15 protein-coding genes are annotated in these 15,201 nt (G+C 72.0%); 10 read left to right on the top strand and 5 right to left on the bottom strand.

What is annotated here, in order from left to right; genetic code table 11:
- Positions 1–32 precede the first annotated feature (32 nt).
- From AB0B01_RS12015 to AB0B01_RS11975, 9 genes are all read left to right on the top strand, one after another.
- The gene (locus tag AB0B01_RS12015; RefSeq protein ID WP_361716211.1) at positions 33–686 is read left to right on the top strand and encodes a thermostable hemolysin; all 654 of its coding nucleotides are present in this window, start codon (positions 33–35) and stop codon (positions 684–686) included.
- Positions 676–2,304 (top strand): AMP-binding protein, encoded by a 1,629-nt coding sequence (locus tag AB0B01_RS12010; protein ID WP_361716208.1) that lies wholly within the window; start codon positions 676–678, stop codon positions 2,302–2,304. The genes AB0B01_RS12015 and AB0B01_RS12010 overlap by 11 nt, the downstream gene beginning before the upstream one ends.
- Positions 2,301–3,209, top strand: a complete 909-nt coding sequence (locus tag AB0B01_RS12005; RefSeq protein WP_361716205.1) for a TauD/TfdA family dioxygenase — start codon at positions 2,301–2,303, stop codon at positions 3,207–3,209. Before AB0B01_RS12010 ends, AB0B01_RS12005 begins: the two co-directional genes overlap by 4 nt.
- A gap of 70 nt (positions 3,210–3,279) precedes the next feature.
- Positions 3,280–4,791 carry an MFS transporter gene (locus tag AB0B01_RS12000; RefSeq protein WP_361716202.1) on the top strand — a complete coding sequence of 504 codons (1,512 nt, stop codon included), beginning with the start codon at positions 3,280–3,282 and terminating at the stop codon, positions 4,789–4,791.
- A 58-nt stretch (positions 4,792–4,849) separates the two neighbouring features.
- Positions 4,850–5,437 (top strand): cupin domain-containing protein, encoded by a 588-nt coding sequence (locus tag AB0B01_RS11995; protein WP_361716199.1) that lies wholly within the window; start codon positions 4,850–4,852, stop codon positions 5,435–5,437.
- A gap of 106 nt (positions 5,438–5,543) precedes the next feature.
- Entirely contained in the window at positions 5,544–6,011 is a 468-nt protein-coding gene (locus tag AB0B01_RS11990; protein WP_356846248.1) for a nuclear transport factor 2 family protein, read from the top strand.
- A gap of 225 nt (positions 6,012–6,236) precedes the next feature.
- Positions 6,237–7,730, top strand: a complete 1,494-nt coding sequence (locus AB0B01_RS11985) for a DHA2 family efflux MFS transporter permease subunit (RefSeq protein ID WP_361716196.1) — start codon at positions 6,237–6,239, stop codon at positions 7,728–7,730.
- Positions 7,731–7,873: 143 nt separating this feature from the next.
- Positions 7,874–8,476 (top strand): dTDP-4-dehydrorhamnose 3,5-epimerase, encoded by a 603-nt coding sequence (gene rfbC / locus AB0B01_RS11980; RefSeq protein WP_361716193.1) that lies wholly within the window; start codon positions 7,874–7,876, stop codon positions 8,474–8,476.
- Entirely contained in the window at positions 8,473–9,120 is a 648-nt protein-coding gene (locus AB0B01_RS11975) for an NAD(P)-binding domain-containing protein (RefSeq protein ID WP_361716190.1), read from the top strand. The genes rfbC and AB0B01_RS11975 overlap by 4 nt, the downstream gene beginning before the upstream one ends.
- A 107-nt stretch (positions 9,121–9,227) precedes the next feature.
- Here AB0B01_RS11975 and rfbD read toward each other — a convergent pair whose 3' ends face one another.
- Genes rfbD through AB0B01_RS11960 form a run of 3 tightly spaced genes read right to left on the bottom strand, consistent with a single transcriptional unit; the run spans position 9,228 to position 12,171 of the window.
- Complete coding sequence (gene rfbD, locus AB0B01_RS11970; RefSeq protein ID WP_361716187.1) at positions 9,228–10,118, bottom strand: dTDP-4-dehydrorhamnose reductase; 891 nt, start codon at positions 10,116–10,118, stop codon at positions 9,228–9,230.
- Positions 10,115–11,107 carry a dTDP-glucose 4,6-dehydratase gene (gene rfbB, locus AB0B01_RS11965; RefSeq protein WP_361716184.1) on the bottom strand — a complete coding sequence of 331 codons (993 nt, stop codon included), beginning with the start codon at positions 11,105–11,107 and terminating at the stop codon, positions 10,115–10,117. The genes rfbD and rfbB overlap by 4 nt, the downstream gene beginning before the upstream one ends.
- Positions 11,104–12,171 (bottom strand): glucose-1-phosphate thymidylyltransferase, encoded by a 1,068-nt coding sequence (locus tag AB0B01_RS11960; RefSeq protein WP_361716181.1) that lies wholly within the window; start codon positions 12,169–12,171, stop codon positions 11,104–11,106. The genes rfbB and AB0B01_RS11960 overlap by 4 nt, the downstream gene beginning before the upstream one ends.
- A 162-nt stretch (positions 12,172–12,333) precedes the next feature.
- Between AB0B01_RS11960 and AB0B01_RS11955 the strand changes: the two genes are divergently transcribed.
- On the top strand, positions 12,334–12,753 hold the full coding sequence (locus tag AB0B01_RS11955; RefSeq protein WP_361716178.1) for an ester cyclase: 420 nt from the start codon (positions 12,334–12,336) through the stop codon (positions 12,751–12,753).
- Positions 12,754–12,830: 77 nt separating this feature from the next.
- Here the strand turns inward: AB0B01_RS11955 and AB0B01_RS11950 are convergent, their stop codons facing one another.
- Positions 12,831–13,796 (bottom strand): Gfo/Idh/MocA family oxidoreductase, encoded by a 966-nt coding sequence (locus tag AB0B01_RS11950; RefSeq protein ID WP_361716175.1) that lies wholly within the window; start codon positions 13,794–13,796, stop codon positions 12,831–12,833.
- Positions 13,793–15,193, bottom strand: a complete 1,401-nt coding sequence (locus tag AB0B01_RS11945) for an NDP-hexose 2,3-dehydratase family protein (protein ID WP_361716172.1) — start codon at positions 15,191–15,193, stop codon at positions 13,793–13,795. The genes AB0B01_RS11950 and AB0B01_RS11945 overlap by 4 nt, the downstream gene beginning before the upstream one ends.
- Positions 15,194–15,201: the final 8 nt, after the last annotated feature.

Raw genomic sequence — 15,201 nt, 5'->3', positions numbered from 1 at the left:
CTCCCACTCCATCCTCTAAGGCGGCGCAGCACATGAGAATCACGCTTTCGCAGCGCGGTACACCGGACTGGCAGGTCGCTGCGGACATGGCACGGGAGGTGTTCGCCAAGCAGTACCAGGCCGACATCTCCCCCGACCCCGACGGCTTCCTCGCGTTCTTCGAGAAGAACGAGGACGGCAGGGAGGAAGTCCTCGCCTGTGCGGGCCTGTCCTTCCCCGAGGGCGTCGACAGCATCCTGCTGGAGTGCTACCTCGACGCGCCGGTCGAACAGGTCATCGCCGGCGCCGTGGGAGAGGACGTCCAGCGCTCCCAGGTCCTCCAGATAGGCAACATCGCCTCCGTCCGGGCCTCCGCGGGCGCCGAGATCATCAAGTCGATCCCCCTCGTCATGGCCTGCCTCGGCCGGCCCTACGCGGTCATGACGATGACCGGCCGCCTCGCCGCCCTCATGGAGCGCCTCGGCTGCGTCTTCCACCCCCTCGCGGACGCCTCGCCCGACCGGCTCGCCCCCGAGGAGGCCGCCTCCTGGGGCTCCTACTACGACACCCGGCCGATGGTCGGCTACGCCAAGGCCGTCGACCAGAGCACCCTGCTCTTCGCGGCGATCGGCCGCTACTGCTTCGAGTCCGTCGACATGAGGCTGCTGAGCAGCCGTCCGGAGAAGGTGCTGACCCGTGCCGCCTGAGACCGCCGTCCTCTCCCTCGCCGAGGGCCTGCTGGCCCAGGCCGACAGCGACGCCGTGATGGTGCGGGTGCTCTCCGCCGACGGAGCCGCCGGCGCCACCTGGCGCTACCGCGACATCATCGGCGCGGCGCTCGTCCTCGCCGGACAGATGCAGAAGTGGGCCGCCGACCACGGCCGTCCGGCCCGCGTCGGACTCCTCGCCGAGAACTCGCCCGAGTGGGTCGTCGCCGACCTCGCCGCCCTGTTCTCCGCCGCCGTCGAGGTGCCCGTCCCCACGGCCTTCGCCGCCGACCAGGCCGCCTCGCTCCTCGATGCGGCCGACATCTGCCTGGTCGACGAGGGAGGCACCCGCGCCCTGGAGCGCTGGGCCAAGGACACCGAGCGGGGCGTCCTGCGGGCCGACTGCCCCGTGGTCCCGATCGACGTACGGGGGCTGCTCGCCCAGGCGGGCGACGGCGCGCCGCGGCCCGAGGTGCCCGCCGAGGACGCCGTCGTCAAGGTCATCCACACCTCCGGCACCACCTCCGCCCCCAAGGGCGTGCAGATCCGCCGCCACGGCCTGGACGCGCTGCTGACCTCGCTGCGCGCGCGCACCGAGCCCGCCGTCTTCGAGCGCTACCTCTCCATCGTCCCGCTCAGCCTGCTCATCGAGCAGGTCGCCGGCCTCTACATGCCCTTCCTGGCAGGCGGTTCGGTCTCCTTCCTGCCCCCCGGCACCGCGCTGGTCGGCACCGCCGCCGACGCCGCCCCCCGGATGCTCGCCCTGCTGCGCCAGGCCCGCCCCACCGCCCTGGTCGTCCCGCCCACCGTCGCCGGCCTCTTCCTCGCGCTGTGCGACCAGCACCCCGAGGAGAGCGTGGCGCAGCGGCGCACGCGCATCTTCGGGCACGAGGCCGGGGTCTTCATCGCCTGCGGCGGAGCGCCCGTCCCGGCCGAGATCCTCCAGCGCCTGGACGCGTACGGGCTCACCGTGCACGAGGGCTACGGGCTGAGCGAGAACTCCTCGGTGGTCTCCTGGAACTTCCCCGGCGAGGTCCGCTTCGGCACCGTGGGCCGCCCCCTGGACCACGTCCAGGCCGAACTCGCCGAGGACGGGGAGCTGCTCATCCGCTCCACCTCGCTGTTCGCCGGGTACACCCGCGAGGACCCCTCCAGCGTCGTCGTCGACGAGCAGGGCCGCCTGCACACCGGCGACCTCGCCGAGATCGACGAGGACGGCTACTTGCGCATCACCGGCCGCAAGAAGTCCATGGTGATCACCGCGAGCGGCCGCAACGTGTCGCCCGAGTGGGTCGAGGCCCGCTACCGGGAGATCGGCTTCATCCGCGAGGCGGCCATCGTCGCCGACGGGCTGGAGCAGGTCCACGGCCTGTTCGTCATCGAGTCCGGCCTCGAACACGGCCCCGCGCGGCGCCGTATCGAGGAGTTCGGCCGCGAACGCCTCTCCGGCATCGAGCGCGCCGCCGTGGTGCACCTGATGTCCGAGGACGACCCCGCATACGCCACCTGCTTCACCGTCACCGGCCGTCCGCGCCGTGACGTCATCCGGTCCCACGTGCTGCGAGAGCACCGGGCCGGCGAAGGCGCCGAGCCCGCCACGACCAAGGAGAGAGCATGAGCACCGCTGTGAAGACCACCGCCTACGGCACCGGTAGCGGGCTGCTGGTGGAGCCCGTCGAGGGCGGCAGCCTCGCGGACGTGGAGCCCAAGGTCCTGCGCGACCTCCTCGCCGAGGCCGGATTCCTGCTGCTGCGCGGCTTCGACTCGGACATGGACTCCTTCACCGCGCTGGTCCAGAACACCTCCACCTCCACCACCCTCGACCCCGCCCGCGACTTCTACTCCGAGGTCGCCCAGAAGGTCGACGCGGGCTTCGACGAGGTCGGCCTGCACACGGAGAACGGCAACAGCCCCTTCCGGGCCCACGTCGCCTGGTTCTTCTGCGAGAAGGCGGCCTCCTCCGGCTCCCAGACCACCGTCTGCGACGGCTACCGGGTCTGGGACGCCTTCAGCCCCGCGGCCCGCGAGGCCTTCGCCGCCCAGGACATCGTCTACAGCCGCTACGTCTCCGAGGCGCAGTGGCGCGCCATGGCCCACCACCTGCTGGGCAAGACCAAGCCCGCCGAGGAGATCAAGGTCGAGGAACTCCTCGCGCTCGCCTCCCGGCTGGACGGCACGGAGATAGTCCCCCAGGAGGACGGCGGCGTCCGCTACTCCTTCCGCACCCCCGCCGCCGGCACCACCGTCTTCGGCGAGCGGCTCTCCTTCGCCAACTCCATCCTGGGCCCCTCCTTCAACTACGAGAAGCCCACCATCACCTTCGCCGACGGCACCGCGTTCCCGCCGGAGCTGCTGGCCGAGGTCGAGGAGGTCACCGCCCGGCTGACCGAGAACCTCGACTGGCAGGACGGCGACGCCGCCGTCATCGACAACACCCGGGTCATGCACGGCCGCCGCGCCATCACGGACCCCGACCGCACGATCTACAACGCCCTCAGCTACATCGAGGCACCCGCCGCCTGACCGGCCCGTGCCCGCCCCGGCATCCAACCGGTGCCGGGTCGGGGACCGGGGCCACACCCGAGGGGACACCATGGACACCGAAAAGCGCGCGGCCCGCCCCGGCGGCGAGCAGGCATCCGCAGACAAGGACAGCGCTGCCGGCCACGCCGCTCCACCGCCCGACCCCAGGCGCTGGCGCCTGCTCGTCTTCGTCGCGCTCGCACAGTTCATGGTGCTCCTGGACACCACCGTGGTGAACCTGGCGCTGCCCGCCATCCAGTCGGACCTGGGCGCCGGCGCCACCGGCATCGAATGGGTACTGACCTCCTACGTCCTGTGTTTCGGCGGCCTCATGCTGCTGGGCGGGCGCACGGCCGACCGCTGGGGCCGGCGGCGGACCTTCATCGTGGGCGCCGTGCTGTTCACGGCCGCCTCCCTGCTGTGCGGCCTCGCCGACGGCACGGGCCTGCTGATCGCCGCCCGCGCCCTCCAGGGCTGCGGGGCGGCGTTCCTGTCGCCCGCCGCCATGTCCCTGGTCACCACCATCTTCCCGAGCGGCAAGGAGCGCACCACCGCCCTCGCCATCTGGGCCGCGCTCGCCGGTCTCGGCGCCACGCTCGGCGTCATCGTCGGCGGCCTGATCACCGACAGCCTCGACTGGCGGTGGATCTTCTACGTCAACCTCCCCATCGGGGCAGTCGCGGTAGCCGGGGTCCTGGTCCTGGGCTCGGGGCGGACCGAGGCCCGCGGCAGCGGACGCCCCGACCTGCTCGGAGCCGTCACGGTCACCGGCGGTCTGGCGGCCCTCGTGTACGCGGTCGTCAGCATCCAGGACCACGGCTGGAGTTCGCCCGCCCACGTGCTGGCCCCCGCCGCCGCGGCGCTGGCCCTGCTCGGCGCCTTCGTCCTCGTCGAGCGGCGCGTCGCCGACCCGCTGATGCCGCTCAAGCTGTTCGCCACCCGCTCGCTCGCCACGGCGGGCCTCGGCCGGGTCCTGACCAGTGCCGTCCAGGCCTCCGTGCTCTTCCTGTCCAGCTACTACCTCCAGCGGACCCTCGGCTACTCCACCCTCAAGTCGGGCTTCGCCTTCCTGCCGCTCGGGATCATGGCGATCCTGATCACGGCGCCGGCGACCGGCGTCATGCACAAGTACGGGCCCCGGCCGGTGTACCTCGCCGGAGCGCTGGGCACCGTCCTCGGCCTGGTCCTGCTCAGCCAGGCCCCGGCCCACGGCAACTACCTGCTGGACCTGCTGCCCGCCCTGCTGATCCTGGGGGCGTCCATGCAGTGCTGCGGCATCCCGGTCAACGTCCACGGGGTCTCCGACATCCCGCAGGAACAGCAGGGCATCGCCTCGGGCGTCCTGGTCTCCGCCTTCCAGGTCGGCGCCTCGCTCGGGGTGGCCACGGTCGCCACCAGCGCCCTGTCCCGCACCACCGGCGCGCTCGAAGCCGGCACCGCCCCCGCGCTCGCCTGGCTGGACGGACTGCACCTCGGCTTCTGGATCGCCGCGGGCATCGCCGTCCTCAACGTGCTCAACGCCTTCCTCGGGCTTCCCGGGCGCCGGAGCGCCGCCGCGGCCGCCCGGACCCGTACCGCCTGAGCGACCACCCCCTGCCACCGCCCGCCCGACCACCCCGTACCGAACGGAGAGTCATCCGATGGCACGTCCCGGAGACATCCTGCACCTCGGAAACGACCGCCTGACCTTCCTGACCACCGCGGCGGAGACGAACGGCGCCTACGTCGAGGTGGAGGTCGACTACGCGGCCGCCGCCGTCAAACCGCCCGTCCACTACCACCCCCGGCAGACCGAGAGCATGCGGCTGGAGAGCGGCGAGATCCACCTCCAGCTCGACGGCGTCGTGCACAAGTACAAGGCGGGCGACGAGTTCTACATCCCGCCGGGCGCCGCCCACTCCATGTGGAACCCGGGCCCGGAGCGGACCCGCATGGTGTGGCGGACCACTCCCGCCTACCAGACCGAGAAGGTCTTCGAGACCCTGTGGGGGCTGACCAACGAGGGCCGGCTGAAGCCCGACGGGACCCCCCGCCTGCAGATGCCGCTGCTCGCCCTCGCCTTCCGCGACGAGTACCGCGTCGTGACGGGCCGCCCCTTCGCCCTCGACATGGCCCTGTGCACCGTGCTCGCGCCGGTCGGCCTGGCCTGCGGGTACCGGCCCACGTACAAGCCGCCGCAGCCGCCGGCGCAGGCGCGGCCGCAGGCGCGGCTCCAGTCCACCGCCTGATCCGACCCCCCTCTGCGTGTGTTCGAGCGCCGCGCGAGGGTGCGACGAGGTGCGCGCCCTAGCGTCGGCCGCAACCGAAGACGGTCGAATGCGTGGAGGAATGGTCATGGCCATGGAGAACGAGTTCATCCTGCCCGGAGCGGACCTCCCGGCACCCGACGCCGAGCTGCGCAAGAGGCGCGAGGCGGTGGTCCTGGAGCACACCGTCGCCGAGATCGCCTGGGACCTGGACGGCGTGTTCGCCACCTTCCCGCGCGGCCCCGTCTACCGCATCCAGGCCTTCGAGGACAGCCCCTTCGTCGGCGCGGACGCCATCAAGAAGGGCTACTTCGCCGAGCTCCAGGCCGCCTTCCCCAACATGGAGCACGAGCTGCACCACGTCCACCACACACCGACCGCGGTGATCCTGGAGGCTCAGGCCCGCGGCAAGCAGGAGGCGGACTACCGGGGCATCCCCAACCGCGGCAAGTCGATCGACGCCCCGGTCGCGGTCTTCTTCCACTTCGACGGCGACGTGCTGGTCGACGAGACGCTGTTCTTCGACTTCGCCACCTTCCAGCGCCAGCTCGCCTGACCCCTCCTCCTTTGCGCAGCCGCGGGGCTCCGTACCGGCACCGGTACGGAGCCCCGCCGCGCCGGCCGGCCGGGACGCCCCGAGTCCGGTTCAAGGGGGACTTGAGTCTCGTTCCGTAGCGTCGTGAGCGCCCGGCACGTTGTGTGCCCGCGGCGGTCACCGCAAGTCAGACATGTCTCGGCGATGAGCATCTCGTACTGACAAGCCTCCAGAAAGGATGCTCGGATGAGCTCCGTCAACCCCCCAGCCACGGGCGGTGGAAAGAAGGGGGTGGTCTTATGGGCCATCCTCACCACCAGCGTCGCCTCCTTCATGGCGGGGCTGGACAACCTTGTGATCATCACGGCGCTGCCGACGATCAAGGACAAACTCGGCGGCAGCCTGGCCGACCTCGAATGGACGGTCAACGCCTACACCCTGTCCTTCGCCGTGCTGATGATGTTCGGTGCCGCCCTCGGTGACCGCTTCGGCCGGCGCAAGGTCTTCGTCCTCGGCCTGCTGCTGTTCACCCTCTCCTCGGCCGCCGGGGCGCTGGCGCCCGGCATCAACGAGCTCATCGCGGCCCGGGCCGTCCAGGGCGCCGGCGCGGCGCTCATCATGCCGCTCTCGGTGACGCTGCTGACCGCCGCCGTCCCCGCGGAGAAGCGCGGTACGGCCCTCGGCATCTGGGGCGCCGTCAACGGACTCTCGATCGCCGCCGGCCCGCTCGTCGGCGGAGCCATCGTCGAGCACCTGTCCTGGCAGTGGATCTTCTGGCTGAACGTGCCGATCGGCCTGGCCCTGGCCCCCGTCTCCTGGCGCAAGCTCACCGAGAGCCGCATCGCCGGGGCCCGTCTGGACGCCGTGGGCACCGTCCTCGCCAGCGTCGGACTCTTCGGCATCGTCCTCGGCCTGATCAAGGGCCACGGCGACGGCTGGACCTCCGCGGGGGTCCTCGGCTCGCTGATCGGCGGCGCCGTCGTCATGGTCCTGTTCGTGGTCTGGGAGACCAAGACCGAGCACCCGATGGTGCCGATGGGCATGTTCAAGATCAAGGCGTTCACCGCGATCAACCTGTCCGGCACCCTGATGTCGGTCGGCATGTTCGGCGCGATCTTCCTGATGACGCAGTTCCTGCAGAACATCCAGGGCTACTCGGCGATGGAGGCCGGCGTCCGGCTGCTGGCCTGGACGGCCATGCCGATGGTCGTGGCCCCCCTCGGCGGCATGGTCTCCGACAAGATCGGCGGCAAGCCGGTGGTCACCCTGGGCCTCGCGATGATGACGGCCGGCATGGTCTGGTGGGCCGTGATCCTCGAACCGGACACCTCCTACGTCGCCCAGCTGCCCTCCCTGATGATCTGCGGCGCCGGCATGGCGCTGTTCTACGCACCGCTGATGAACCTGACGATGGGCTCCGTCGCCGAGCACGAGCAGGGCATCGCCTCCGGCGTCACCGCCGCCACCCGCGAGGTCGGAGCGGCCCTCGGCGTGGCCCTGCTGGCGTCCATCTTCAGCGCCAACGGCGGATACGCCTCGCCGCAGAACTTCGTCGACGGCCTCGTGCCCGCGATGTGGGTCGGCGCCGCGGCGGTCGCCGCCGCGACGCTCTCCATGCTGATCGCCCCCGGCCGCAGGAAGGGGATCCACGCGGTGGCCGCGTCCGCGCCCGCCGCGGCGGCCGCACCGGCCGCGCCGGCTCCCGTGGCCGACCAGCCCGCCCCGGCGCCGGTGCGCTGAGCACCCCGCCCCTCCCGTACGCCGATGGCCCCCGCAGCCGCGGGGGCCATCGGCGTACGGGCTCCAGCCGCACCCGAGCGGGTCAGGAGAAGGTCGCCACAGAATCGAATCCGGCCTTCACGACGACAAGGAACCGAGGAAGCATGGCAATCGAGGAGATGAAGATCCGCGACGCCTTCCGGATCACGCCATCGCAGCTGTCGGACAACCGGGGCCTGTTCTACGAGGCCTGGCGGATCGGTGAGCTCACCGAGCTCAGCGGCCAGCCGTTCACCGTCAAGCAGGTCAACTTCTCGGTGTCCCGGCGCAACACCCTGCGCGGCATCCACGGCACCACCCTGCCGCCGGGCCAGGCCAAACTGGTGACCTGCGTGCGCGGCGCGGCCCTCGACGTGGTGGTGGACCTGAGGGTCGGCTCCCCGACCTTCGGCATGTTCGACACCACGCTGCAGGAGGCGGACTCGGGCATCGGCGTCTACCTGGCGGACGGCCTCGGCCACGCCTTCCTCGCGCTCACCGAGGACACCTGCATGAACTACCTCTGCTCCGAGGAGTACGTGCCCGGCACCATGGTGGACATCCAGGCGCTCGACCCGGCCCTCGGCATCCCGTGGAACACTTCCGAGCCGCTGATCCGCTCCGAGAAGGACGCGGCCGCCCCCACCCTGGACGAGGCCGTCGCCCTCGGCCTGCTGCCCACCTACCAGCAGGCGGTCGCCTCCTACGGCGGGGGCCGCACCGCATGAGCGCCGTCGCCGTCCTGGGATCCGGCAGCGTCGGCTCCACCCTCGCCGCGGGCCTGGCCCGCGCGGGGCACACGGTGCTCATCGGATCGGGCGACCCGGGCCGCCGCGCCGCGGACGCCGGCGCCCTGACCGCCGCCGGGGTCCGCTTCACCGGCCGTGCGGAGGCTGCCGGGGCCGCCGACGTGGTCTTCAACGCCACCCCGGGCGAGGCCTCCGTCGAACTGCTGAGCGCCCTGGAGCCGCAGTTGCGCGGGCGGGTCCTGGTGGACGTGGCCAACTCGGCCGTGCGCGGCCCCGAGGGCTTCCCCGTCGCGCCCCTCTACCCGGACAGCAGCCTCGCGGAGGAGATCCAGCGGGTGCTTCCGCACACCGCGGTGGTCAAGTCCCTCAACACGATGGACTCCGCGGTGATGGTGGACCCGCGGATCCTGTCCTCGCCGCCCACCGCCTTCCTGGCCGGGGACGACGCCCGGGCCAAGGCGGCCGCGGCCGCGCTGCTCGACGGGCTCGGCTGGCCGAAGGAGTGGATCCTCGACCTCGGCGGGCTCTACAACGCGCGCGCCCTGGAATGGAACTACCTGATGCTCGGGCCGTTCGTCCGCGCCCACGGGTTCGTGCCGTTCAGCCTGGCCATCACCCACTGATCCGGCCGGCCCTCCCACCGGACCGGCCGCGGCGGGCGACATCCCCCCTCGCCCGCCGCGGCCGCCTTCCCGCGCCCACCCGCCCCGGCCGGCCGGAGCGCCCCGCCTCACACCCTGGCCGGCTCCGGCCGCTCCGCCGCCCGCAGCGCCGGCATCGCCGCCCGCAGCGCCTCGCGCCAGTCGCGGATGGGTGCGATGCCCGCCGCCTCCCACCGGTCGTGGCCCAGCGCCCCGTACGCCGGGCCCCGCGCCGCCGACCGGGAGGCGCCGGCCGCCGGCCGGACCCGCCGCGGATCCGCGCCCAGCAGCCGGAACACCTCGCGCGCCAGCTCCAGCCTGCTGCACTCGCCGCCGCTCGTCGCGTGGTAGATGCCGGGCGCCGCCCCGCGCAGCGCGGCCTGCCCCAGCGCCGTGATCCGGTCGGCCGCATCGGCGCACCAGGTGGGCTGCCCGCGCCGGTCGTCGGTGACCTCGACGAACTCCCGTTCCCGCTCCAGCCGGATCAGGCGGCGCACGAAGTTGTCGCCGCCCTCCCCGTACAGCCAGGCGGTGCGCACCACGTAGCCGGTCCACGGCAGCAGTCGCAGCACCGCCCGCTCGCCCTCCAGCCTGGTCCTGCCGTACGCCGTCCGGGGCGCGGGCCAGGCGTCCTCCGCGTAGGGCGTGCGGGCATCGCCGGAGAACACGTGGTCCGTGGACACGTGCAGCAGCAGCACCCCGAACTCCCCGCAGGCGTTCGCCAGGTACAGCGGCGCCGCACCGTTGACGTGCCGCGCCTGCGTCTCGTGGCTCTCCGCCGCGTCGAGGTCGGTGAAGGCCGCCGCGTTGACCACCACCAGCGGCCGGTGCGCGGCGATCGCCGCGCGCACCGCCCGCCGGTCGCGTACGTCGAGTTCCGCGCCGGGAAGGGCGACGGCCTCGACGCCGGTCCGGGCGAGCGCGGAGCACAGATCCCGGCCGAGCAGGCTCTCCGCGCCGGTGACGAGCCATCTGCTCACAGGGCGGCCCTCTGCTTGAGCGGCTCCCACCAGGCCCGGTTGTCGCGGTACCACTCGAAGGTCTCCGCGAGGCCCTTGGCGAAGTCCTTGCGCGGCCGGTAGCCGAGCTCGGTGGAGATCTTGGTGCAGTCCACCGAGTAGCGCAGGTCGTGGCCGAGCCGGTCGGCCACGTGCTCCACCCGGTCCCAGCCGGCCCCGGCCAGGTCCAGGAGCAGGGCGGTCAGCTCCCGGTTGGTCAGTTCGGTGCCGCCGCCGATGTTGTAGACCTCACCCGGGCGGCCGCCCGCGCGGACCAGCTCGATGCCCTGGACGTGGTCGTCGATGTGCAGCCAGTCGCGGACGTTGCGCCCGTCCCCGTACAGCGGGACGTTCAGCCCGTCGAGGAGGTTGGTCACGAACAGCGGGATGACCTTCTCCGGGAAGTGGTGGTGGCCGTAGTTGTTCGAGCAGCGCGTCACCCGCACGTCCAGGCCGTGGGTGCGGTGGTAGGACAGCGCCACCAGGTCGGAGGACGCCTTGGAGGCCGCGTACGGGGAGTTGGGCCGCAGCGGGTCGGTCTCGGGCCAGGACCCCTCGGCCACCGAGCCGTACACCTCGTCGGTGGAGACGTGCAGGAAGCGGGCGCTGCCCCCGGGGCGGCGCAGCGCCGCGTCGAGCAGGGTCTGGGTGCCCAGCACGTTGGTGGTGATGAACTCGGCCGCGCCCAGGATGGAGCGGTCCACATGCGACTCGGCGGCGAAGTGCACGATCTGCTCGTGCTCGGCGACCAGGCCGGCGACGAGCGCGGTGTCGCAGATGTCGCCCCGGACGAAGCGGAAGCCCGCGTGCCCGCGGACCGGGTCCAGGTTGGCTGGGTTGCCGGCGTAGGTCAGCTTGTCGAGGACCGTGACCTCGACGTCGCCCGGCCCCTCGGGGCCCAGCAGCGTGCGGACGTAGTGGGAGCCGATGAAGCCGGCGCCGCCGGTGACGAGGATGCGTGTGGTCGTCATGAGGAGATCTGCACCTTGCTGTGGTCGCCGAGTACGAGCCGGTGCGCGGCGGGCACCCGCGGGGCGGGCGTCACCTCCACGTTGCGTCCGATGATCGAGGCCTCCACGCGGCTCGTTCCGGTGAGCGAGGAGCCGTCCAGGACGATGGAGAACTCGATCTCGCTGTCGGTGATCCGGCAGTCGCGGGAGATCGAGGTGAACGGGCCGATGTACGAGCCGCTGACGCGGGTGCCCGCGCCGATCACGGCGGGGCCCACGATGCGCGAGGCGGTGACCGAGGCGCCCTCCTCGATCACCACCCGGCCGATGATCTCGCTCTCCGCGTCGACCTCGCCGAGGTTGCGGGGCTCGGCGAGCTCCAGTACGCAGCGGTTGACCTCCAGCATGTCCGTGACGTTCCCGGTGTCCTTCCAGTAGCCCGAGATCGTCGTGGAGCGGACGTCGTGCTGCCGGTCGATCAGCCACTGCAGGGCGTGGGTGATCTCCAGCTCGCCGCGCCAGGACGGCTTGATGGCGCGCACCGCCTCGTGCACGGCGCCGGTGAAGAGGTAGACCCCCACCAGGGCCAGATCGCTCTTGGGTACCTCCGGCTTCTCCTCCAGGCCCACGACCCGGCCGTCGGCGCCGAGCTCGGCCACGCCGAACGCCCGGGGATCGGAGACCTGGGTGAGCAGGATCTGCGCCGCCGGCCGCTCGGCGCGGAAGGAGTCGACGAGTTCGCGGATGCCGCCGACGATGAAGTTGTCGCCGAGGTACATGACGAAGTCGTCGTCCCCGAGGAACTCGCGGGCGATCACCACCGCGTGCGCCAGGCCCAGCGGCGCCTCCTGCGGGATGTAGGTGACCCGCAGGCCGAACTTGGAGCCGTCGCCGACGGCCTGCCTGATCTCGTCGGCGGTGTCGCCGACGACGACGCCGACCTCGGTGATACCGGCGTCGGCGATGGCCTCCAGGCCGTAGAAGAGCACCGGCTTGTTGGCGACGGGCACCAGCTGCTTGGCGGACGTGTGGGTGAGGGGGCGCAAGCGGGTTCCGGCCCCACCGGAGAGAACGAGTGCCTTCATGGCATCCGACGCTAGGAGCGGCGACTTGAGCCGGGGTCGGGGGCGGACCGGGCCCAGGGGGTTTTCCAGGGGGGCTCGACCGGGGGTGCGGATCCTCGGGGTGGCAGCGCCCGCCCAGCGACATCAGCACCGTGATGCGAGCCCCCAGAGAGGCACTCACCCATGGCAGAGAACCACCGCGCACTCGTCCAGCTCTTCGTTGACATGATCAACAGTCATGACGCGAGCACCATCGGCGAGCACACCGCGGCCGGACACATCGACCACAACCCCATCGTCGACGACGGCATCGAGGCGAACCGCGCCTTCTTCCAGCAGATCTTCGACGCCTTCCCGGACGTCAAGGCCGTCGCCCACGACGTGATCGTCGACGGGGACCGGATCGCCGCCCGCCTGGAGTACTCCGGCACCCACCAGGGCACCTTCTTCGGCATACCGGCCACCGGGCGCACGCTGAACTTCCAGTCCATCGACATCTGGCGCGTCGAGGACGGCCTGCTCGCCGAGCACTGGGACCAGCTGGACGTGGCCGGGATGTTCCACCAGCTCGGCGCCGACTTCTACGCCCTCCAGGCCCAGTAGCGGCCCCTTCCCCCCACGCTCCGCACCACGGCCCGGCGGGTACCGCGTACCCGCCGGGCCGTTGCGCGTCCCGCCCCTCAGGCCTGCGCCGCGCGCTCGATCTCGTCCACGAGCCGGGCGTGCGCGAGGACCGCCTCGGTGTGCGGGGCGAAGTCCTCCCCCTCCAGCACCGCCCGGGCGAACACCCCCGCGATGTTGGTGAAGTGGTGGTCCCGGGCGAGCGGGATCTCGCTGGTGACGCCGCCGCGCTCGACCTGGAGCACCGGCGTGAACTCGTCGGGGGTGCTGAACGCGCGCTCCAGGCGCAGCCGCCCCTCACTGCCCCACAGGCCGTACCCGCTGCGGTAGCCGTGCTCCACCCCGTACGTGAGATGGGCCGCCACCCCCGAGGGCGCCGTCAGCAGCGCACTGCCGGCGGGCTGCGGACCGTACGGGCTCGCCGGGCGCACCTGGGCGCCCGCCACCCGCAGCCCCTCGCCGAGGAAGAGCCGGGCGGCGCGGATCGGGTACGCCGCCACCTCCGGCAGGGTGCTCGCGCGCTCCCCGCCCGGGCGCAGCGGGATCCCGAACTCCGAGGTGAACAGCTGGACCTCGCCGATCAGCCCCTCCGCGACCAGCTCGCGCACCCGGGCGTGCTGCGAGTGGTGGAGGAACATGAAGCTCTCCATCAGCAGCAGACCGCTCTCGCGGGCGAAGGACACCGCCTTCTCCGCGTCGGCCAGGGAGGTGGCGAACGGCTTCTCGCACAGCACGTGCTTGCCGGCGGCCAGCGCCCGCAGGGTCCATTCCACGTGCAGTTCGGGCGGCAGCGGGATGTACACCGCGTCGACGTCCTCGCGCTCCAGCAGCCGTTCGTAGCCGGCCACCGCGGCGCCGCCGAACTTCGCGGCGAAGTCCTGCGCCCGCTCGATCCGGCGGCTGGCGACGGCCGTCACCTCCACCAGGGGCTGGCGCAGCATCGAGGGCAGCATCCGCCGCTCGGCGATGTCGGCGCAGCCCAGTACGCCGATCCGTACGGCTCCGTTGGCTCCCGCGGCGCTCACCGTCCGTACCTCCCGTTCAGTGCCGAGACCGCGCCGAGGCCGGTCAGCAGGGTCCTGGCCTCGATGTTGAGGTAGTTGCTGTGCCGCAGCAGGCCGGTCAGCTGGCCCGGGGTCACCCAGAGGAACTCCTCCGGCACGTCCACCGGGAACTCCTCCCCGACCTCGACGAGCGCATAGCGGTTGCCGGCGTGGTGGAAGCGGCCTCCCTCCTCCGACTGGACCGTGTCGTACAGCAGCTGGCCCGGGCCCGCCCGCAGCACCAGGTCGAGGAAGCGCGGCTGCTGGGCCGCGGGCAGGGTCAGGGCCCGGCCCGGCTGGCACTGCACGGTGGGGCCGAGCTCGGCCACGTCCAGGACGCCGGCCTCGGACCGGGCCTGCGCCAGCAGGTGGGGCACCCCGCAGATCCGGCGGACCACGAAGGCCGCGAGCCCCTGTTCGGCGGGGGCCAGCAAGGGCTGGGTCCAGCTGGTCACCTCGCGGTTCGCCGCCGACACCGAAGCCGCGATGACGGTGAAGTGGTGGCCGCTCTCGTGCCCGATCTCGTACTCGGTGTGCTGCCACTGCTCGACGTCGGACAGCGGGATGGTGCTCTGCACCAGCTCCCGCATGGCCTTGATCTCGGTGAGCCGGTTCAGGAGGTGCTCGGTGGAGTGCAGCGAGGGGCCGTCCTCGGCGAAGGAGGGGATCAGCGACAGCACGGTCCGGGCGTCCATGTTGACGAGGTTGGACTGCTGCAGCAGCTGGTGGATCTGGCCGAGGGTCAGCCAGACGAAGTCCTCGTGCTCCGGCACGTCGCCGATCGCCTCGACCACCATGTTCCGGTTGCGCTTGCGCAGGAACCAGGAGCCCTGCTCCGACTGGAGGGAGTCGTAGAGCACCTTGGAGCTGACCCGGGGCGGGCGGAAGTACTCGATGTAGTGGACGGCGTTGCCCTTGTGCACGCCGGTGTAGTTGCTGCGGGTGGCCTGCACGGTGGGGGAGAGCTCCACCGTCTCGATGTTCCCGGGTTCCATCTTCGCCTGCATCAGGAAGTGCAGGACCCCGTCGAACTCCTTGACCACGATGCCCAGGATGCCGATCTCGGGCTGGTTGATGATCGGCTGCGACCAGGAGGCGCCCCGCCCCTGCCACTCCGTGCGCACCCGCAGGCCCTCGACGGAGAAGAACCGGCCGCTCTCGTGCACCAGGTTCCCGGTGGAGTCCTGGAAGTGCCAGCCGACCAGCTCGGAGAAGGGGATGCGCTGCACGTCGTAGCGGTTGGTGCGGCGCTGCTGCGCGAACCACTCCCGGAAGACCGCATTGGGCGTCACAGGGCTGTCCAGGGTCTCGGCCGACAGCGCGAAGCGCTGTCCGAGGCTCGTCGCGATGCCGGGGGGCACCAACTGGGTGATGGTCATCAGTGGAC

Origin of the sequence: Streptomyces sp. NPDC044571 (genome assembly GCF_040647115.1) — a bacterium.
GTDB lineage: Bacteria > Actinomycetota > Actinomycetes > Streptomycetales > Streptomycetaceae > Streptomyces.
The sequence above is the reverse complement of the archived record's forward strand: the minus strand, read 5'-3'. Positions and strand labels throughout refer to the sequence as shown.

What these genes read in the sequence shown, in the direction of transcription:
- AB0B01_RS12015 (WP_361716211.1), top strand. Translation starts at nt 33, where the DNA reads ATGAGAATCACGCTTTCGCAGCGCGGTACACCGGACTGGCAGGTCGCT.
- AB0B01_RS12005 (WP_361716205.1), top strand. Translation starts at nt 2,301, where the DNA reads ATGAGCACCGCTGTGAAGACCACCGCCTACGGCACCGGTAGCGGGCTG.
- AB0B01_RS12000 (WP_361716202.1), top strand. Translation starts at nt 3,280, where the DNA reads ATGGACACCGAAAAGCGCGCGGCCCGCCCCGGCGGCGAGCAGGCATCC.
- AB0B01_RS11995 (WP_361716199.1), top strand. Translation starts at nt 4,850, where the DNA reads ATGGCACGTCCCGGAGACATCCTGCACCTCGGAAACGACCGCCTGACC.
- AB0B01_RS11990 (WP_356846248.1), top strand. Translation starts at nt 5,544, where the DNA reads ATGGCCATGGAGAACGAGTTCATCCTGCCCGGAGCGGACCTCCCGGCA.
- AB0B01_RS11985 (WP_361716196.1), top strand. Translation starts at nt 6,237, where the DNA reads ATGAGCTCCGTCAACCCCCCAGCCACGGGCGGTGGAAAGAAGGGGGTG.
- rfbC (WP_361716193.1), top strand. Translation starts at nt 7,874, where the DNA reads ATGGCAATCGAGGAGATGAAGATCCGCGACGCCTTCCGGATCACGCCA.
- AB0B01_RS11975 (WP_361716190.1), top strand. Translation starts at nt 8,473, where the DNA reads ATGAGCGCCGTCGCCGTCCTGGGATCCGGCAGCGTCGGCTCCACCCTC.
- rfbB (WP_361716184.1), bottom strand. Translation starts at nt 11,107, where the DNA reads ATGACGACCACACGCATCCTCGTCACCGGCGGCGCCGGCTTCATCGGC.
- AB0B01_RS11960 (WP_361716181.1), bottom strand. Translation starts at nt 12,171, where the DNA reads ATGAAGGCACTCGTTCTCTCCGGTGGGGCCGGAACCCGCTTGCGCCCC.
- AB0B01_RS11955 (WP_361716178.1), top strand. Translation starts at nt 12,334, where the DNA reads ATGGCAGAGAACCACCGCGCACTCGTCCAGCTCTTCGTTGACATGATC.
- AB0B01_RS11945 (WP_361716172.1), bottom strand. Translation starts at nt 15,193, where the DNA reads ATGACCATCACCCAGTTGGTGCCCCCCGGCATCGCGACGAGCCTCGGA.